This is a genomic window from Pseudomonas mucidolens (assembly GCF_900106045.1).
GTDB lineage: Bacteria > Pseudomonadota > Gammaproteobacteria > Pseudomonadales > Pseudomonadaceae > Aquipseudomonas > Aquipseudomonas mucidolens.
Genome location: NZ_LT629802.1, coordinates 3,574,347 through 3,592,099, shown reverse-complemented (window position 1 = coordinate 3,592,099; position 17,753 = coordinate 3,574,347). Strand labels below are relative to the sequence as shown.

General features: G+C 60.0%; 17 protein-coding genes. 8 read left to right on the top strand and 9 right to left on the bottom strand.

The features are described 5' to 3' along the window. Positions 1-17: 17 nt before the first annotated feature. Entirely contained in the window at positions 18-482 is a 465-nt protein-coding gene (locus BLU75_RS16575; RefSeq protein WP_084377106.1) for a CopD family protein, read from the bottom strand. A 100-nt stretch (positions 483-582) separates the two neighbouring features. Here BLU75_RS16575 and dinG point away from each other — a divergent pair, with 100 nt between their 5' ends. The 5 genes from dinG to pdxH all read left to right on the top strand — a co-directional run bounded on the left by dinG (position 583) and on the right by pdxH (position 8,388). Beyond that, positions 583-2,727 (top strand): ATP-dependent DNA helicase DinG, encoded by a 2,145-nt coding sequence (gene dinG / locus BLU75_RS16570; protein WP_084377104.1) that lies wholly within the window; start codon positions 583-585, stop codon positions 2,725-2,727. 97 nt (positions 2,728-2,824) lie between these two features. Continuing rightward, positions 2,825-5,179 carry a beta-galactosidase gene (locus tag BLU75_RS16565; RefSeq protein WP_084377102.1) on the top strand — a complete coding sequence of 785 codons (2,355 nt, stop codon included), beginning with the start codon at positions 2,825-2,827 and terminating at the stop codon, positions 5,177-5,179. A 101-nt stretch (positions 5,180-5,280) separates the two neighbouring features. Next, a complete protein-coding gene (locus BLU75_RS16560) occupies positions 5,281-6,426 on the top strand; it encodes a serine hydrolase domain-containing protein (protein ID WP_084377341.1) in 1,146 nt (381 codons plus the stop codon). Positions 6,427-6,567: 141 nt separating this feature from the next. Continuing rightward, positions 6,568-7,713: an OmpA family protein gene (locus tag BLU75_RS16555; protein WP_090221510.1), complete on the top strand. Its 1,146-nt coding sequence runs from the start codon at positions 6,568-6,570 to the stop codon at positions 7,711-7,713. A 27-nt stretch (positions 7,714-7,740) separates the two neighbouring features. Further along, positions 7,741-8,388 carry a pyridoxamine 5'-phosphate oxidase gene (gene pdxH / locus BLU75_RS16550; protein ID WP_084377098.1) on the top strand — a complete coding sequence of 216 codons (648 nt, stop codon included), beginning with the start codon at positions 7,741-7,743 and terminating at the stop codon, positions 8,386-8,388. Between the two features lie 277 nt (positions 8,389-8,665). On the opposite strand, the gene BLU75_RS16545 is transcribed toward pdxH, so the two are convergent. Then, positions 8,666-8,911: a 30S ribosomal protein S3 gene (locus BLU75_RS16545; RefSeq protein ID WP_084377096.1), complete on the bottom strand. Its 246-nt coding sequence runs from the start codon at positions 8,909-8,911 to the stop codon at positions 8,666-8,668. Positions 8,912-9,068: 157 nt separating this feature from the next. On the opposite strand from BLU75_RS16545, the gene BLU75_RS16540 reads away from it, so the two are divergent. Together BLU75_RS16540 and BLU75_RS16535 are read left to right on the top strand one after the other, a co-directional pair. Continuing rightward, positions 9,069-9,533 carry an outer membrane lipoprotein gene (locus BLU75_RS16540; protein WP_084377094.1) on the top strand — a complete coding sequence of 155 codons (465 nt, stop codon included), beginning with the start codon at positions 9,069-9,071 and terminating at the stop codon, positions 9,531-9,533. Between the two features lie 219 nt (positions 9,534-9,752). Next, a complete protein-coding gene (locus BLU75_RS16535; protein ID WP_084377092.1) occupies positions 9,753-10,847 on the top strand; it encodes a PLP-dependent cysteine synthase family protein in 1,095 nt (364 codons plus the stop codon). Between the two features lie 87 nt (positions 10,848-10,934). Here the strand turns inward: BLU75_RS16535 and BLU75_RS16530 are convergent, their stop codons facing one another. The 3 genes from BLU75_RS16530 to BLU75_RS16520 form a co-directional block, all read right to left on the bottom strand. Then, the gene (locus tag BLU75_RS16530) at positions 10,935-12,548 is read right to left on the bottom strand and encodes an NAD(P)/FAD-dependent oxidoreductase (protein ID WP_084377090.1); all 1,614 of its coding nucleotides are present in this window, start codon (positions 12,546-12,548) and stop codon (positions 10,935-10,937) included. Positions 12,549-12,653: 105 nt separating this feature from the next. Continuing rightward, entirely contained in the window at positions 12,654-13,325 is a 672-nt protein-coding gene (locus tag BLU75_RS16525) for a COG3650 family protein (protein WP_084377088.1), read from the bottom strand. A 75-nt stretch (positions 13,326-13,400) separates the two neighbouring features. Next, positions 13,401-14,000, bottom strand: coding sequence for a short chain dehydrogenase (locus tag BLU75_RS16520; RefSeq protein WP_084377086.1), 600 nt, complete (start codon positions 13,998-14,000; stop codon positions 13,401-13,403). Positions 14,001-14,104: 104 nt separating this feature from the next. On the opposite strand from BLU75_RS16520, the gene BLU75_RS16515 reads away from it, so the two are divergent. Next, on the top strand, positions 14,105-15,013 hold the full coding sequence (locus BLU75_RS16515) for a LysR family transcriptional regulator (RefSeq protein WP_084377084.1): 909 nt from the start codon (positions 14,105-14,107) through the stop codon (positions 15,011-15,013). Here BLU75_RS16515 and BLU75_RS16510 read toward each other — a convergent pair. Genes BLU75_RS16510 through BLU75_RS16495 form a run of 4 tightly spaced genes read right to left on the bottom strand, consistent with a single transcriptional unit; the run spans position 15,010 to position 17,481 of the window. Next, a complete protein-coding gene (locus BLU75_RS16510; RefSeq protein WP_084377082.1) occupies positions 15,010-15,495 on the bottom strand; it encodes a DoxX family protein in 486 nt (161 codons plus the stop codon). The two genes, BLU75_RS16515 and BLU75_RS16510, sit on opposite strands and share 4 nt — an antisense overlap. Next, positions 15,492-16,268 carry an HvfC/BufC N-terminal domain-containing protein gene (locus BLU75_RS16505; RefSeq protein WP_084377080.1) on the bottom strand — a complete coding sequence of 259 codons (777 nt, stop codon included), beginning with the start codon at positions 16,266-16,268 and terminating at the stop codon, positions 15,492-15,494. Before BLU75_RS16505 ends, BLU75_RS16510 begins: the two co-directional genes overlap by 4 nt. Further along, entirely contained in the window at positions 16,265-17,155 is an 891-nt protein-coding gene (gene bufB / locus BLU75_RS16500) for an MNIO family bufferin maturase (protein ID WP_084377078.1), read from the bottom strand. The genes BLU75_RS16505 and bufB overlap by 4 nt, the downstream gene beginning before the upstream one ends. 26 nt (positions 17,156-17,181) lie before the next feature. Continuing rightward, on the bottom strand, positions 17,182-17,481 hold the full coding sequence (locus BLU75_RS16495; protein ID WP_084377076.1) for a BufA1 family periplasmic bufferin-type metallophore: 300 nt from the start codon (positions 17,479-17,481) through the stop codon (positions 17,182-17,184). Between the last annotated feature and the right edge of the window lie 272 nt (positions 17,482-17,753).

Below are 17,753 nucleotides of genomic sequence, written 5' to 3'. Positions count from 1 at the left end.
TGGCCTGACGACATGCCTCAGAACCCCGGTCGCGCCGAAGCCAAGGCCACCACCGCCAGCCCCACCACCAGATTGACCCCCACCAACCGGCGAATCTGCCCCAGCACCGCCGCACCCGCCGTCCAGTCCTCAGCCGCCACCGTCGTGCGCAGTTCCGGCAGCTTCAACGCCTGAATCCGGATAAACAGCGCCGTCATCACTACATACAACCCCATCATCACCTGCACATACCGCGGCGCGCTCTCAAAACCGCTGAAACCCAGGTGCAGCAGGCCGACACCGCTGATCGGCAAAACCAGCACCGCCACCCAAACCCACACGAAAAAACGCTGAAACACATTTACCCATAACCTGAGCCGGGCAGGGCCCTCGAGGGCCGTCACGGCAGCCGGGCGCAGGATCATCCAGGCGAAAAACATACCGCCGACCCACACCAGGGCGGCCATTACATGCAGGGTGTAAGCGAGGCTAAAGACACTCATTGAGGTACTCCGTTCTGCGCGGGATTAATTAGCGGGGTATGATAGCGGCCGATCCAAACCACTGAAAATTTATCCAGCGTTTTTTTGCGCCCGACTATCCATGATCAGCACTGAACTCAAAACCACGATCCAGGGCGCCTACACGCGTTTTCTCGAAGCCAAGAGCTTGAAACCGCGGTACGGCCAGCGTCTGATGATTGCTGAAGTCGCCAAGGTCCTCGGGGATATCGATACCGACGACGAAGGTCGGCGCAGTGGCGACCCGGCCGTTGTGGCCGTCGAAGCCGGTACCGGTACCGGCAAGACCGTGGCCTACAGCCTGGCGGCGATCCCCACCGCCAAGGCCGCTGGCAAACGCTTGGTGATTGCCACCGCCACCGTCGCCCTGCAAGAACAGATCGTCTACAAAGACCTGCCGGACCTGATGCGCAACAGCGGCTTGAATTTCACATTCGCCCTGGCCAAGGGCCGTGGCCGCTATATGTGCCTGTCCAAGCTCGATGTGTTGTTGCAGGAGGGGCACGCGCAAACCGCCACGGCCTCTCTGTTTGAAGAAGAAGGTTTCAAGATCGAGGTCGATGAGGCCAGCCAGAAGCTGTTTACCAGCATGATCGAGAAACTGGCCGGCAATAAATGGGATGGCGACCGCGACAGTTGGCCCAACGCCCTGGAAGATGCCGACTGGGCGCGCCTGACCACCGACCACAGCCAGTGCACGAACCGGCATTGCCCCAACTTCGGCCAATGCGCCTTCTACAAGGCGCGGGAAGGCATGGGCAAGGTCGACGTTATTGTCACCAACCACGACATGGTCCTGGCCGATCTGGCCCTGGGCGGCGGCGCCGTGCTGCCTGATCCGCGCGACACCCTGTACGTGTTTGACGAAGGTCATCACTTGCCGGACAAGGCCATCGGCCACTTTGCCCATTACACGCGGCTGCGCTCCACCGCCGACTGGCTGGAAACCACCGCCAAGAACCTCACCAAATTGCTTGCACAGCATCCGCTGCCGGGCGATCTGGGCAAGTTGATCGAGCAGGTGCCGGAACTGGCGCGGGAGATCAAGACCCAGCAGCAGTTCATGTTCAGCGCCTGCGAGCAGGTGGCGGATTTCAAGCCCGGCGAAGACGTTGAAGGGCGTGAACGTCCGCGCCATCGTTTTGTGGGCGGGATGATTCCCGAGCACATGCGGGAAATGGGGATTGAGCTGAAGAAAGGCTTTTCGCGCCTGACCGACGTGTTCACCCGGCTCACTGACTTGCTCAAGGAAGGCATGGACGGTGAGGTCAATATCGGTATCGCCAGCAACCAGGCCGAAGAATGGTATCCGCTGTTTGGCAGTCTGCTCTCGCGTTCCCAGGGCAACTGGGAGTTGTGGACCGCTTTTACCGTCGAAGACCCGGAAGACAACCCGCCTATGGCCCGCTGGCTGACCCTGTCGGAAAGCGGAGCGCTGTTTGATATCGAGGTCAACGCCAGCCCGATCCTGGCGGCGGAAATGTTGCGTCGCAACCTGTGGAACGTCGCCTATGGTGCCCTGGTGACCTCGGCGACACTGACGGCCCTGGGGACCTTCGAGCGCTTTCGCATGCGCGCCGGTTTGCCGAAGAAAGCGGTCACCGCCGTGGTGCCGAGTCCGTTCCATCACGCTGACGTCGGCGTACTGCGGGTGCCTGACCTCAAGGCCGATCCTCGGGATGCGGCAGCTCACACCGCCGCGATCATTCGTGATCTGCCGGAGCTGGTCGAGGGATCCAAAGGTACGCTGGTGCTGTTCTCCTCGCGTAAACAGATGCAGGACGTGTTCGACGGCCTGGATCGCGACTGGCGCAAGCAGGTGTTTATCCAGGGCAACCTGTCAAAACAGGAAACCCTCAACAAGCACAAGGCGCGAGTCGATGGCGGGGATTCCAGCGTGCTGTTCGGCCTCGCCAGTTTTGCCGAGGGCGTGGATTTGCCAGGTGCCTATTGCGAACACGTGGTGATCGCCAAGATCCCGTTCTCGGTGCCGGACGATCCGGTGGAAGCCGCGCTGGCCGAATGGATCGAAGCCCGGGGTGGTAACCCGTTCATGGAAATCTCGGTACCGGATGCCTCCCTGAAGTTGGTTCAAGCCTGCGGACGCTTGCTGCGCACCGAGCAGGATCGCGGGACCATCACCTTGCTCGACCGCCGTTTGGTCACCCAGCGCTACGGCAAAGCTATCCTCAATGCATTGCCGCCATTCCGGCGCGAAATATCTTGAGCCACGGTGGGCGAAACCGCCCACGTTGTGGTCTACCTCACTGTCACTGCTTCACGTCATCAGGCCATTCACCGGCCGTTGGGAGAACCTTGCTCGTATGATTCGCACGCTGCCCGCCCTTTTTGCCTTGCTGTTTGCAGCGCCCGTGCTGGCTGCACCGGCGGGTCAACAAACACTGTTCAATTTTGTTCGACCCGCAGACGTGGTGACGGTCGCGACCCAGGATGCCGTCCTGCCGCAATACAACGCTGAACAAACCCCTGAAGGCGAAGTGTTGCGCCGCATCATCTTCAATCCGACAGCGGAGCCGAGTCTGCTGCTCAGCCCGCAGAGCGGCGTCTGGGACTGGTCGCAGTCTGGCGTCATGAGCTTGCGTATCCAAAGCGCGATGGACTGGGCGCTGACCCTGTATGTCAAGATTCAGAGCAAGGATGGCAAGACCTTGGTCAGCCGCGTCGACCTGCCTGCCGGCCCTGCGCAAACCTTGCTGGTTCCCCTGCAAGCCAACTCGCCATTGAGCCAGGGCATGAAGGCCGGCCCGCCGATGCCGATCACCGTTGACGGCCAGCGGGTGTTACTGGCTGGCAGTTCCGGCGAGATCGATCGTAGCCAGGTGGTGTCTGTCACGTTGTCGATGCTCAAGCCCGACACGCCCCAGAGCATCCTGCTGGAACGCTTTGGTGTGCAGGACAGCGAGCCGGCGCTCAAGGCGGCCTACAGCGAGTTGGTGGATGCCTACGGGCAATCGACCCGGGGGCGCTGGCCGGAAAAAATCAGCGATGACGAGCAGTTGAAAGCTGCGGCAGCCACTGAGCAGCAGCAACTCAAGGGCTGGCTGGCCCAGCGTGACAAGACTTCCCTGGATACCTTCGGCGGCTGGACCAAGGGCCCGGCCTTCGAGGCCAGCGGTTTTTTTCGCACCGAGAAGCGTGATGGCCGCTGGTACCTGGTGACGCCGCTAGGGCATCCGTTCTACTCACTGGGTGTCAACACCGTTGCCGCGAATAACAGCCAGACCTACGTCGCGGGCCGTGAATGGATGTTTGCCGCGCTGCCCAAGGCCGGCGAGCCGTTTGATAAATACTATGGCAGCGGTGATAACCGCAGCGGCAATGGTTCCGGCCAGGGGCGCAGTTTCGCCGCCGGTCGCTGGTATGACTTTTATGGCGCCAACCTGCAACGTACCCATGGTCAGCCCTGCGAGGCCAAAGCGAAGGCTGCACAGACGCCTGCGGTTCAAGCGCCGCCCTGCACGCCGCAGGGTTTCGACGCGAAGCGCTGGGTCGGCCACACCCTCGACCGTCTGCAAGCCTGGGGATTCAACACCATTGGCAACTGGAGCGCGCCGGAGTTGGGCGCGGCTGATCGCGTGCCCTACACGCTGCCGCTGTCGATTGTTGGCGATTACACCAGTATCAGCACCGGTATCGATTGGTGGGGCGGGATACCTGATCCCTTCGACCCGCGCTTTGCCATGGCTGCCGAGCGCGCCGTGGCGATCGCCACCCGAGATCATCGTGACGACCCTTGGCTGATCGGTTTTTTTGCGGATAACGAATTGGCGTGGGCCGGCCCCGGAGAGGATGCGAAGTCGCGCTATGCCTTGGCCTACGGCACGCTGCTCATGACCACCGATGTGCCGGCCAAGCGTGCGTTTCTCAAGCAACTGCGAGACAAATACCGGAATCAGGCCGGCCTGTCGAACGCCTGGGGCATTGAACTGCCAGCCTGGGAATTGATGGAAGACCCAGGTTTCGTGCCGCCGATGCCGAGTCCTGAACACCCGGAAATCGAAGCGGACTTCAAACACTTCCAGAAAACTTTCGCCGATGCGTATTTCAAGACCATCTCCGACGCGCTGAAATGGCATGCGCCCAACCAGATGCTGCTGGGTGGCCGCTATGCGGTCAGCACCCCCGAAGCCGTGGCATCCTGCGCCCAGTATTGCGATGTGCTGAGTTTCAACATGTACACCCTCAAGCCCCAGGATGGTTACGACTTCGCGGCCTTGCGGGCCCTGGATAAACCCGTCTTGATCACCGAGTTCAACTTCGGCTCGGCCGACCGGGGCCCGTTCTGGGGCGGCGTGACGCAGTTGGCCAGGGAAGAAGACCGGGGCCCGGCGTATGCGACTTTCCTCAAGCAAGCGCTGGCTGAGCCGTCGATTGTCGGCGTGCACTGGTTCCAGTACCTCGACCAGCCGGCTACGGGTCGCCTGCTGGATGGTGAAAACGGTCACTTCGGCTTGGTTGGGATCACCGACGTGCCGTTCCATGGTTTTGTCGACAGTGTGCGTAAAAGCAACCTGGCGGCGCTCCGGCAACTAAGCAAGGAGGCTGAAAAAGCCAAGGTGGCGGCCCATTCAGAAGAGGACGGCAAGCCAGGGGGTGGCCACAAGGCAACCGCACAGGACGGTGGGCCGGCGGATGGTCACGAGAGCAATGGTCACTGATTGCGCCGACGTGTCGATTCCCACGGCAGCGGGTTCCCAAACACTGTAATGACTGGAACAATATGCGCCACTTTACGTAAGGTTTTCGCGAGGGGATGCAGGTGCAGATTCAGGGTCATTACGAGCTTCAATTCGAAGCAGTGCGTGAAGCTTTTGCCGCGCTGTTCGACGACCCTCAGGAGCGTGGCGCGGCGCTGTGTATCCAGATTGGCGGTGAAACGGTCGTCGATCTGTGGGCCGGTACCGCCGACAAGGACGGCACCGAGGCCTGGCACAGCGACACCATCGCTAACCTGTTTTCCTGCACCAAGACCTTCACCGCCGTGACCGCCTTGCAACTGGTGGCGGAAGGCAAGCTGCAGTTGGATGCTCCAGTCGCTGACTACTGGCCTGAGTTCGCCGCGGCAGGCAAGGAAACCATTACCCTGCGCCAGTTGCTTTGCCATAAGGCCGGGTTGCCGGCGCTACGTGAAACGTTGCCCGCCGAAGCGCTGTATGACTGGCAAGTGATGGTCGACGCGCTGGCCGCCGAAGCGCCGTGGTGGACACCTGGCGAAGGGCATGGTTATGCCGCCATCACTTACGGTTGGCTGGTGGGGGAGTTGTTGCGTCGGGCCGACGGTCGTGGGCCGGGGGAGTCAATTGTCGCCAGGGTCGCGCGCCCGTTGGGCCTGGACTTTCACGTCGGGCTGGCGGACACGGAATTCCATCGGGTCGCTCATATTGCCCGGGGTAAAGGCAATGTGGGTGATGAAGCCGCACAACGTTTGCTACAGGTAACTATGCGTGAGCCCACGGCAATGACGACCCGTGCGTTTACTAATCCGCCGTCTATTCTGACCAGTACTAATAAACCTGAGTGGCGACGCATGCAGCAGCCCGCGGCTAATGGTCATGGTAATGCGCGCAGTTTGGCGGGATTTTACAGTGGTTTGTTGGACGGAAGTTTGTTGGAAGCCGATATGCTCGAACAACTGACCCGCGAGCACAGTATCGGGCCGGATAAAACTTTATTGACGCAAACCCGTTTTGGCCTGGGCTGCATGTTGGATCAGCCGCAGGTGCCCAATGCGACTTTTGGCCTTGGGCCACGTGCATTTGGGCATCCTGGGGCCGGTGGCTCTATCGGGTTTGCCGATCCGGAACATGATGTAGCGTTTGGTTTTGTGACCAATACTCTGGGGCCTTACGTACTTATGGACCCGCGCGCGCAAAAGTTGGTCGGAATATTCGCCGGTTGTCTGTAAATAGCTTGCTGTTTGGTGTTTTTTTGTTAAAAAGGCACTTGCATAAGACGCTTGGTAAAATTTTGTAACTTTAATCATCTTGAAGCGTCTGTTTAATGGGTCATCTAGACCCCCGATTTTTTCTCATTTTGTGGATATCTCATGTTATCGAACAAGTCCTTGGCACTGGCGCTCTGTCTCACTCTTACTGGTTGTGCACAAACTCCACAAAATGATGCCGCGGGTGGCCATTGGTGGTCATTCGGCACCGACAAGACGACTGCCAAAGACACAACAGCCCAAGCAGATGCGTCGGCCTCCGACGCCAAGGCTGATCTGAAAGCCGACCTCAAGGCTGCGACGCCTGCACCCGATGCTGCGCCGGCAGTGGCCAAGACCGATACCGATAGCAAGTGGTGGTGGCCGTTCCAGGCGGATGCCAAGGAAGCCAACGCCAAGGCTGACTTGAAGGCCGACCTCAAGGCCGCGACGCCTGCACCTGCCGCTGCGCCGGTAGTGGCCAAGACGGACACCGATAGCAAATGGTGGTGGCCGTTTGAAAGCAAGCCAAAATCCCTGAGCAAAGTCGACGTGTCCAACGTTTCGATGCTGGACCCGAAAGTGACCCAAGCCTGGCTGGATGACTACGAGCCACGCCTGCGCGCAGCCATCAAGGGCACCAAGCTGGAGCTGGAACGTCGCGATAACGTGCTGGTGGTGATCGCCCCGGTCGATGGCTCTTACAACCCGAAACGTCCGGCGATGTTGCTGCCAGTCACGCTCGGTCCGTTCACGCGTGTCGCCAAGGCGGTTGAAAGCGATCCGAAGACCGCTGTACTGGTGCTGGGTCACGTCGATACCGCAGGCAACGCCGGCCAGAACCAGGCCCTGACCAAGGAACGAGCGCAGTCCATCGCGTCGATTTTCAGCCTTAGCGGCTTGAAACAGGATCGTCTGATGTTGCGTGGCATGGGCGATTTGATGCCGCGTGCAGCCAACGACAGTACCCAGGGCCGAGCCTTGAACCGTCGCATGGAGATCATGTTCACCCAGCGTACCACCATGCTGGCACTGCTCCGCCAGTACAACTCGCCAAACCCGCCGAAGGCTGAGTTGGTGGCGGTACAGGATGTGCCAGCACCGGCCGCTAAGAAAGCGGTCGCCGCAAAAAAGGCGCCTGCGAAGAAAACTGCGGCCAAGCGGACGACTAAGAAAGCCGCCGCAAAACCTGCCGCGAAAAAGTCGACGGCATCCAAGACTACTGCGTCGGCGAAAAAACCAGCGTCGAAAGACCAGGCAAAAAACTGAGTCGCTGAGCGAGAAGGATAAAGCCGCATGACCCAGGCATTGGCCGATATGCGCCGTGACTACACACGGGACGGTTTAAGCGAGGCCCAGGCCCCGGATGAGCCGTTTGCCTTGTTCCACCGATGGTTCGGCGACGCGGTAAAGACCGAGCAGCCGCCGGTGGAAGCCAATGCCATGACCCTGGCGACAGTCGACCAGGACGGTCGGCCACACTGTCGGGTCCTATTGCTCAAGGGCTTGGACGCACAAGGTTTTACCTTCTTCACCAATTATCAGAGCGCCAAGGGTGAGCAACTGGCGGCGCGGCCCTTTGCCGCCATGACCTTCTTTTGGCCGGCGCTTGAGCGTCAGGTACGGATTGAAGGTCGGGTGGTCAAGGTCACGCCTGAAGAGTCGGATGCGTATTATCAGGTTCGCCCGCTGGGCAGCCGTCTCGGCGCCTGGGCTTCTCCACAGAGCCGGGTGATCCGCGATCGTGAAGAATTGCAGGCGTTGCTCCAGGCGACTGAGCAACGTTTCAGTGATACCCAGCCTGACTGCCCTGATCATTGGGGCGGTTATCGCCTGTTGCCGGAACGTATCGAGTTCTGGCAGGGCCGGGCGAGCCGTCTGCATGACCGCCTGAATTATCGCCTGCAAGGTGCCGGCTGGACCCGTGAGCGATTGGCGCCCTGAAGCGCCTTTGATTCCCTGCCTGATCCCAAGCCTCTTTAGCATAGGTGTCTACACAACTTTCAGAAACTGACGAATGTCCCTGTGGCGAGCGGGCTTGTCCCGCGTTGGGCTGCGAAGCAGCCCCAAAACCAGCCGCTACGGAGTCTCTGATACACCGCATTCGGCTTACTGGGACTGCTTCGCAGCCCCCCTACGCGGGGCAAGCCCGCTCACCACAACAGCCCTATCTGCCTGGATTTAAGCGTTGAGGCAAAATTGTGTAGATACCTATGCCTCTTTAGTCAGGGGCTTGTGGCGAATATTTTTGTGCTGCGTCCTGCAGCCAACGCGGCAAATCCCGACGCTTGACCTTCTCGACCCGAGCGCGGTCCAACTGTTGCAGCATGAAGAGGCGCTTGCGCTGATCGTGCCCGGCGAGGGATAACGCCAGATCGCGGTCTATCCAGCGCTTGATGCGGCTATACAGCCACCAATGGAAATACAGGCCTGCCGCGGTGGTAGCTACAATGATGAAGTAGTCCATGAAACTCCTTGGGGTGGCGCAGGTTCTACCGTTCGTCGAGTTTTGCCGCACAGTCCAACTGTACTGGGGCTGAATGAAAGCAATTTTCTCCGGGCTGTGCCGTGACAGGCGTCAAGCAGCGGAGTTTAATGAATACCTGTCCTATGGAGTTGATGCTATGCGTAAGTCTGTTCTGCTGGTTGCTTGCTTTACCACCATGTCGTTGCTGCTGGGTGGCTGCGCCTCCAGTTTGACCGGCGACTCTTACTCCCGTGACGAAGCGCGGCGTGTCCAGACCGTCCGCATGGGTACCATCGAATCCTTGCGCCCGGTGAAAATCGAAGGCACCAAGACTCCGATCGGCGGTGCCGCGGGTGCGGTCATCGGGGGTGTCGGCGGCAGCGCCATCGGTGGTGGCCGTGGCAGCATCGTGACGGCTGTCATCGGCGCGGTTGCCGGCGGCTTGCTGGGTTCGGCCACCGAAGAAGGCCTGACCCGTACCCAGGGCGTGGAAATCACCGTTCGTGAAGACGACGGCAGCATGCGTGCCTATGTTCAGGCTGTTGAAGAGAACGAAATCTTCCGCATCGGCGACCGTGTCCGCATCATGACGGTTGATGGAACCAGCCGCGTTACGCGTTAAGCGTTCAGCGTTGCAGCAAAGAGAACCCCGACCGGGTGGCTGGTCGGGGTTTTTTATTCTCGGCTTCGGGGCCGATGCAGTATTCCTGAGCGCCACGGGGGCTAGCGCCAACAGCTGCACGGTATCTCGCAATTGTGCGTTTTATTGAGTCATGACTGTATCTGTGGAGGGTCCGCAAAATGTCCTAAGATCAAGTCTCAAACCTGAGAGAAGTTGATCATGAGCGACAGCCGTCCGTGGGCCCGAGAGGCCATCCGTATCATTGAAGCGGACTTCCAGCGCAGTGCCGACACGCATCTGATTCCCTTGCCGTTGCCAGGTTTGCCGGGAATCGAGTTGTACTTCAAGGATGAGTCCAGCCACCCCACCGGTAGCTTGAAACATCGGCTGGCCCGATCATTATTCCTGTATGCGCTGTGCAATGGTTGGCTCAAGGCTGGGGCACCGGTCATCGAGGCATCCAGTGGTTCAACCGCGATCTCGGAGGCTTACTTCGCGCGCTTGCTGGGCTTGCCGTTCATTGCCGTGATGCCCGCCACCACCTCTCAGGAAAAGATTGCCCAGATCGCCTTTTATGGCGGCAAGAGCCATCTGGTACAGGACCCCACGCAGATTTATGCCGAATCCGAGCGCCTGGCGCGGGAAAGTGGCGGTCACTTCATGGATCAGTTTACCTACGCCGAGCGTGCCACCGATTGGCGAGCCAACAACAACATCGCCGAGTCGATTTTCCAGCAACTGCGTTTTGAACGGTACCCGGAGCCGAGCTGGCTGATTTCCAGTCCTGGCACAGGCGGCACCACCGCGACCTTGGGTCGCTATGTGCGGTATCGCCAGCATTGCACCCAAGTGTTATGTGCCGATGCGGAGCGTTCGGTGTTTTTCGAGTATTACCAGACCGGTGACGCCAGTCTGCGCCTGGATTGTGGCTCGCGGATCGAAGGCATCGGGCGGCCACGGGTGGAAGCATCGTTCCTGCCCAAGGTGATTGATGCGATGGTCAAAGTGCCGGATGCCTTGTCGCTGGCTGCCATGCATTACCTGGCAGCGCGTCTCGGTCGGCGAGTGGGTGGGTCGAGCGGTACCAACCTGATTGGTGCATTGATCGCAGCACGGCAAATGCAAGCCAGGGGCGAGTCGGGCTCCATCGTGGCGATCCTGTGTGACGGCGGCGAGCGTTATGCCACGACTTATTACGATCAGGCGTGGCTGGCGGGGCAGGGTTATGAGTTGGAAGGGCTGATTGCGATTGTCGCGGCCAGTGTCGAGCGCGGCGAGCCGCTGCCGGAGACAGTGCTGCGCGCGAATGTTTGACGGCGGTGGCAAGCGGTAAGCCTCAAGCTGCAAGCTACAGCAGACTGTGCGTTTAACTTGAAGCTTACCCCCTCTACCACTGCCGCCCTAAGCGTCAATCCCCAGCATATTGCGCGCCACGGCTTCCGCAATCCGGATTCCGTCGACGCCTGCCGACAAGATCCCGCCGGCATACCCCGCGCCTTCGCCGGCCGGGAACAGGCCCTTTACATTCAAGCTTTGCATCGAGGCGTCGCGGGTAACTCGCAGCGGTGACGATGTGCGGGTTTCGATCCCGGTCAGTACGGCGTCGTGCAACGAATAGCCTTTGATTTGCTTCTCGAAGGCCGGCAGCGCTTCGCGAATGGCTTCGATGGCGAAGTCCGGCAAGGCTTGGGCCAAGTCGCCCAGGGCGACCCCAGGCTTGTAGGAAGGCTCCACGGTACCGATGGCCGTTGACGGCTTGCCAGCGATGAAATCACCTACCAGTTGCGCCGGCGCTTCGTAGTTACTGCCACCGAGGATGAATGCGTGGGATTCCAGGCGCTCTTGCAGTTCGATCCCGGCCAGCGGGCCGCCTGGATAATCCACTTCCGGGGTGATACCCACCACGATCCCGGAGTTGGCGTTGCGTTCATTACGCGAGTACTGACTCATGCCGTTGGTCACGACCCGGTTCGGCTCGGAAGTGGCGGCGACCACCGTGCCGCCTGGGCACATGCAAAAACTGTAGACCGAGCGGCCATTCTTGGCGTGGTGTACCAGCTTGTAGTCCGCCGCGCCGAGTTTTGGATGCCCGGCATATTTACCCAGGCGCGCCGCGTCGATCAGTGATTGCGGGTGCTCGATACGGAAACCCACCGAGAACGGCTTGGCCTCCATGTACACGCCACGGCCGTGGAGCATGCGGAAGGTGTCGCGGGCGCTGTGGCCGAGGGCGAGGATCACGTGCCGGGACAGAATCTGCTCGCCGCCGTCGACGACTACGCCGTGCAACTGACCGTCTTCGATCAGCACGTCGGTCACACGCTGTTCGAAACGCACTTCACCGCCCAGGGCGATGATCTGCTGACGCATGTTTTCCACCACGCCGGTGAGGCGGAATGTACCGATGTGCGGTTTGCTGACGTAGAGGATTTCTTCCGGCGCGCCAGCCTTGACGAATTCGTTCAGGACCTTCCGGCCATGGAATTGCGGGTCCTTGATCTGGCTGTAGAGCTTGCCGTCAGAAAACGTGCCGGCGCCGCCCTCACCGAATTGCACGTTGGATTCGGGGTTGAGCACGTTTTTGCGCCACAGGCCCCAGGTGTCCTTGGTGCGCTGGCGCACTTCGCGGCCGCGTTCGAGGATGATTGGCTTGAAACCCATTTGCGCGAGCAACAAACCGGCAAAAATCCCGCACGGCCCGAAGCCCACGACGATTGGCCGTTCGCTCATACCTTGCGGTGCCTGGCCCACGACTTTGTAGCTGATGTCCGGTGCCGGGTTGACGTTACGGTCCTCGGCGAACTTGAGCAGCAAAGCGCTTTCACCTTTGACTTGCAGGTCGACGGTGTAGATGAAGCACAGCTCCGATGACTTTTTACGGGCGTCATAGCTGCGTTTGAACAGGGTGAAATCGAGCAGGTCATCACTGGCGATGCCCAGGCGCTGCACGATGGCAGGCCGCAGGTCTTCTTCGGGATGGTCGATGGGCAGCTTGAGTTCGGTGATTCGTAACATGACAGGATCCGGTATGCGGCGTTTGGTAAAGCCGGCGGTTTTGCAAACCGGTGATTATAAGCCCCAATGGCGGTATCCCGTCATGTTAAAACCACGCAGGTCGAATCAGTCGTCCCGGGAGCCGCCGAATGCCGCGCATCCACGTTGTACCTGACCGTTGACCCGCAGCTCGGCGGTCATGTGTTGCAGGCTGCCGCTGACCTTGTCGATGCAACGCTGTGGAGCGACCCACAATTCGATGTGCTGGCCATTGGCCTCGGTGGTGAGATTGAAGCGGCCATCGCCCAATTGCTCTTCCACGTAGGGCACCGGCAACGGCGGCTGGCCTTCACGCTGCAAGACCATGCCCTTGTTGGTGACATTCAATGCCCAGGCGGGCTTGTGGCCGTTGGCGCGCAGGATCATGCGTTTGAAATCCGGGTCATCGCAGGCCGACGTCGAGCGCTCGACGCGATAGAGTTGTTGCAGATCGACCTGACCCTGGGTGCCGCTGGCGACACCGGAAAACTTGCCGCGCAAATCGACAAACAGTTTGTCCTGCTGACCGGCCAGGGAAGCGGCCTCCTGGAGGATACTGGTGCCGCCGGTATCCTTGACCACGTAGCTACGCTGGTCGTGACAGGGCTGGAACAACAGCTTTTCACCCACGGCGGTCAGTTCACCCTGCATTCGGGTCAGGCCCGCCAGGGAGGGTTTGGCCGGCTCGCTGTCGAACAGTTGGCAAGCAGTGAACAGTGGGAGCAGGGCAAACAGCGCTAGGGTACGGGCAACACGCATTATCGGGTCTCCAGGCAAGTGCCGCCACGTTACGCAGGCTGGCGCTGCATCACAAGCCTGGGACACAGGTTGAATTCAACCGACGATATAAGTCTGCCCTGTCTGTAGCCCTTCAACACTTTTGGCGTAGGCCAATGCCACTTCGGATGCCGGTACCGGCTTGAAACCGCGAAAGAAAGGCGCATAGCTGTGCATCGCCTCGACCACTACGGTCGGGCTCACCGCGTTGATACGCAAGCCCCGTGGCAGCTCGATCGCCGCGGCCTTGACGAACGCGTCCAGCGCACCGTTGACCAGCGCCGCCGAGGCGCCGGTGCGGATCGGATCGCGGTTGAGGATGCCAGTGGTGAAGGTAAACGAAGCTCCATCATTGGCGAACTCACGACCGATCAGCAGCAGATTGACCTGGCCCATCAGTTTGTCGTGCAGGCCCAGGCTGAAATCGCTGGCGCTCATGTCTGCCAGGGGCACGAAGTTGACGCTGCCGGCGGCACAGATCAACGCGTCGAATCTGCCGGTTTGTTCGAACAGCTGTCGGATCGAGGCGCTGTCACTGATGTCGACCTGGAAGTCGCCGCTCTGGCGGCCCACGCTGATCACATCATGCCTTTGGGACAGGTTCGCCTTGACCGCAGAACCGATGGTGCCGCTGGCGCCAATCAACAGGATTTTCATCGTACTTTCCTCCAGGTTTGTCGGTGAGCGGTCAGTCTAGAGTTGTTTTTCGAGGCTATCAGCGTGCTAATGGGCAACCTTTGGTTTTCATATGGAAACAATCCATGAGCGAAATGGATGACCTCGCAGCGTTTGCCGTGTTGATCGAAGCGGGAAGTTTTACCCAGGCGGCCCAGCAGCTCGGTTGCAGTAAAGGGCAGTTGTCGAAGCGCATCAGTCAGTTGGAGAGCCGGTTTGCGGTGGTGTTGCTGCACCGCACTACTCGCCGCCTGAGCTTGACGGCGGCCGGCGCCGCGCTGTTGCCTCAGGCCCAGGCGTTGCAGGTACACGTCGAGCGGGCGCGTCAGGCGCTGGCCAGGCTCAAGGATGATATAGCGGGACCGGTGCGTATGACGGTTCCGGTGTCCTTGGGAGAAATCTTCTTCGATGGGCTATTGCTGGAGTTTTCCCGGCAATATCCGCAGGTGCAGGTTGAACTGGAACTCAGCAACCACTATCACGACCTGGCCCGGGACGGTTTCGATCTGGCGGTGCGCTCGCAAGTTGCCAATGATGAACGACTGGTGGCCAGGCCATTGTTGGCCTGGCACGAAATGACCTGCGCCAGCCCTGACTATCTGCAGCAATACGGTGAGCCCCAGACACCCGCCGAGCTGACGACACACTCTTGTTTGCTCAACAGCCATTACAGCGGCCGCGAAGAGTGGTTGTATCACCAGCAACATGAACTGCTGCGCGTGCGGGTTACCGGGATCTTCGCTTCCAATCACTACAGTCTGTTGAAAAAAGCTGCCCTGGCCGGTGCGGGCATCGCGCGGCTGCCGTCCTATCTGTTACAGGCACCGTTGGCCGACGGCAGTTTACGCTGGCTGCTGCGCGACTATCAGACGCGCAGTATGCCGATGTACCTGGTGCATCCTTATCAGGGAGGATTGCCGCGCCGAACCCAGGTACTGGCGGATTATCTGGTGGATTGGTTCAAGCGCAGCGGCGAGGCATTGGACCGGCTCTAGCGGTAATGACGGGCAATCAGGTGATCCATCGACAAGCGTCCCGGCCCTTTGCCGATCAATACCAGCAGCAGCGCGATCCAGGTGCCATGGGTCGGGTAGGCATCCGGATAGATGAACAGCTGGATCGCCAGCGTCATGCCCAGCAAGGCCAGCGCCGAGAAGCGCGTGGCCAACCCCGCCAGGATCAGTAGCGGGAACAGGTGTTCGGCGAGCACAGCCAGGTACGCGGCCAGCTCCGGGGATAGCAATGGCAGGTGATATTCACTGCGAAACAGCGGCAAGGTCGAAGGTGCCAAGTGCGGTGCGTTGAATTGGAAGGTGCCGCTGATCAAGTCCACGGCAAACCCTTCGACCTTGGTTTGCCCGGACTTCCAGAACACCGCGGCAATCGAAAAGCGGGCGATGCAGGCGATCAGGCTGTAGGGGATTTTCTCGAAGCGCTGGATGCACCGTTGTATCAGGTGCGAAGGGGTAGTGCTCATGGCGTTACCTTTTGTTCGATATGCAAGTGGGTGACAGCCCCTTGGCTGATCAGCAGCCTGAGGCATTGCTGCGGGGCAAAATCAGTGCATGCCGCTAGCGCGTGGGTCATGGCCATGTCCAATGGCCGTCCGTTGGCCAGGCTGTTGATGAACACCTGCATGCCGCTGTCGATGGCGAATACCTTGACCTCCAGGCCGTCACGCACCACCAGTGCACTTTGCGGATGGAGGGGATCGACGCCGGAGAGTGAGGTGCCCGCCTGGTGTGCTGCCCACAAAGCGATGATGGCGTAAGGCGAACTCAACGTTGCCAGGGACGGATGCAGTTGCAGGCGCAGGTCGCCAAAACCCGTTGGCTGTTGCAAGGCGGCGATGATGCTCTGCGGGTCCATGACCGGCGCATCGGCGGCATGAAAGGCCCTGACCCGCGACCGTTCCAACCGTGCGACATCGGCCAGGTAGGGCACACTCGCCGCGGGAGGGAACCCTTGGATGAAATCCGCGAAATCAGCGCCATATTCACTGATCAATCGGCTGACGGGGGGAAATGCCTGGACATAGAGTCCCGCCATGCCGCGGAAAAATGCGTCACCTACCAATTGCAACGTCACCGGAAAACCGCTGGCAAGGGCGTTGATCAAGGAACTGCGGAGGTTGTTGCGATACACCGCAAAACGACTGGCCGGATCGGCACCGTTGCGACTGAACAACCCTTCGGGGCAATCCTGCTCCGGCGCGAGCAGGGCGCGGGCAAACATCGCGTGAGTGCTCATGAACGTGCTGTGCGCAGGTAGTGATCGGCCTGGCGTGCTTCGGCGTGTAACACACTGAATGCCGGTATTTGATTGTCTCGTTCGATCAGCGTGGCCACGGGGCCGGTCCGCGCCAGTACATGTTGGTAGAGGTGCCATACGGCGTTGTCAATTGGCGCTCCGTGATCGTCAATCAGTAAGCGGTCACCGAGGCTGTCGGTGTCTTCGGCAAAACCCGCCAGATGAATCTCGCCCACGGCGTGCAACGGCAGCGCGTCGATGTAGCCCAGCGGGTCTTGCTGATGGTTGATGCAGGAGACATACAGGTTGTTGACGTCCAGCAGTAAACCGCAGCCCGTACGGCGAATGATCTCGCTGATGAAGTCCGTTTCCTCAAGGGTGGAGCGCTGGAATTGCAGGTACGTCGAGGGATTCTCCAGCAGCATTCGCCGTTTGAGGGTGTCTTGTACCTGATCGATATGCGCGCACACTCGCTGCAGCGCGTCGTCGTCATAGGCCAGGGGCAACAAATCATTGAGGAACATCGGGCCGTGGCTGGACCAGGCCAGGTGTTCGGAAAAGCAATGGGGTTGATAGCGCTCGATCAGCCTGGCCAGACATGCCAGGTGTTCAAGGTTCAGTGGACTTTCACCACCGATGGACAGCCCGACGCCGTGCAGCGCGAGCGGATAGTGTTCGCGGATCAACCCCAGGTAATGATGAAACGGGCCGCCCGCCACCATGTAGTTTTCGGCGTGGACTTCAAAAAAACCGATGTCGGGCCGTGTATCGAGCACTTCACGCCAATGCTCGTTCTTGAGCCCCAGCCCCGCCCGAAGGGGGAGGCCGGACGCCTGAGTCTGGGTGATGGGGGCTGCTAAAACAGCGTGGGTAGATGCGAGTGTCATCGTCCGTACTCAGGCGTTGGCGGGTTTCAGGACTTGGCGCTGAAAGCGGCTTTCTGGCCAAAACCGGTCGGCGAGGTGGTGCTTGGGATTTCCAGGCAAGTGCCGGCTGGCACTAGTTTCCAGGCGTTGGCCTGATCCTTGGTTTTCGAGGTGCCGGCGCAGGACGTGCCAGCGCCCGCGGCGCAGTCGTTTTTGCCGGCTTCGGCCACACCGAAGCATTTCTCCATGTCGTCGGCCGCATGGGCGGTGGTGCTCAGTGCTGACAGGCTCAGGGCGCAGCCCAGAATCAGGGTAGAGGCGGACAGCGAGCGGGGTTTGCTTGTCATGAGGTATCTCCAGTAGTGGGTTGAATCAGCAAGCGCGGTTGCTTGCCTACACCACTAGAGAAAGGGCGGAGGGGATCGTTACAGACCGGGTAGAAAAAAATAAAAAACGGCCCGAACAGGGGAGTGCCGATCAGTTAAGGATTTTTTTGTAGGAGCGAGCTTGCTCGCGAAGAACTCAAAGGCGCCGCGTTTATCCAGTATGCACGCGTTATCGTTGACGTTTTTCGCGAGCACGCTCGCTCCTACAGTAGTCGGCGTTCCCTTAACTAATC

Coding starts and splice junctions, on each gene's coding strand:
- BLU75_RS16575 (WP_084377106.1), bottom strand. CDS start 482: ATGAGTGTCTTTAGCCTCGCTTACACCCTGCATGTAATGGCCGCCCTG.
- dinG (WP_084377104.1), top strand. CDS start 583: ATGATCAGCACTGAACTCAAAACCACGATCCAGGGCGCCTACACGCGT.
- BLU75_RS16565 (WP_084377102.1), top strand. CDS start 2,825: ATGATTCGCACGCTGCCCGCCCTTTTTGCCTTGCTGTTTGCAGCGCCC.
- BLU75_RS16555 (WP_090221510.1), top strand. CDS start 6,568: ATGTTATCGAACAAGTCCTTGGCACTGGCGCTCTGTCTCACTCTTACT.
- pdxH (WP_084377098.1), top strand. CDS start 7,741: ATGACCCAGGCATTGGCCGATATGCGCCGTGACTACACACGGGACGGT.
- BLU75_RS16545 (WP_084377096.1), bottom strand. CDS start 8,911: ATGGACTACTTCATCATTGTAGCTACCACCGCGGCAGGCCTGTATTTC.
- BLU75_RS16540 (WP_084377094.1), top strand. CDS start 9,069: ATGCGTAAGTCTGTTCTGCTGGTTGCTTGCTTTACCACCATGTCGTTG.
- BLU75_RS16535 (WP_084377092.1), top strand. CDS start 9,753: ATGAGCGACAGCCGTCCGTGGGCCCGAGAGGCCATCCGTATCATTGAA.
- BLU75_RS16530 (WP_084377090.1), bottom strand. CDS start 12,548: ATGTTACGAATCACCGAACTCAAGCTGCCCATCGACCATCCCGAAGAA.
- BLU75_RS16525 (WP_084377088.1), bottom strand. CDS start 13,325: ATGCGTGTTGCCCGTACCCTAGCGCTGTTTGCCCTGCTCCCACTGTTC.
- BLU75_RS16520 (WP_084377086.1), bottom strand. CDS start 14,000: ATGAAAATCCTGTTGATTGGCGCCAGCGGCACCATCGGTTCTGCGGTC.
- BLU75_RS16515 (WP_084377084.1), top strand. CDS start 14,105: ATGAGCGAAATGGATGACCTCGCAGCGTTTGCCGTGTTGATCGAAGCG.
- BLU75_RS16510 (WP_084377082.1), bottom strand. CDS start 15,495: ATGAGCACTACCCCTTCGCACCTGATACAACGGTGCATCCAGCGCTTC.
- BLU75_RS16505 (WP_084377080.1), bottom strand. CDS start 16,268: ATGAGCACTCACGCGATGTTTGCCCGCGCCCTGCTCGCGCCGGAGCAG.
- bufB (WP_084377078.1), bottom strand. CDS start 17,155: ATGACACTCGCATCTACCCACGCTGTTTTAGCAGCCCCCATCACCCAG.
- BLU75_RS16495 (WP_084377076.1), bottom strand. CDS start 17,481: ATGACAAGCAAACCCCGCTCGCTGTCCGCCTCTACCCTGATTCTGGGC.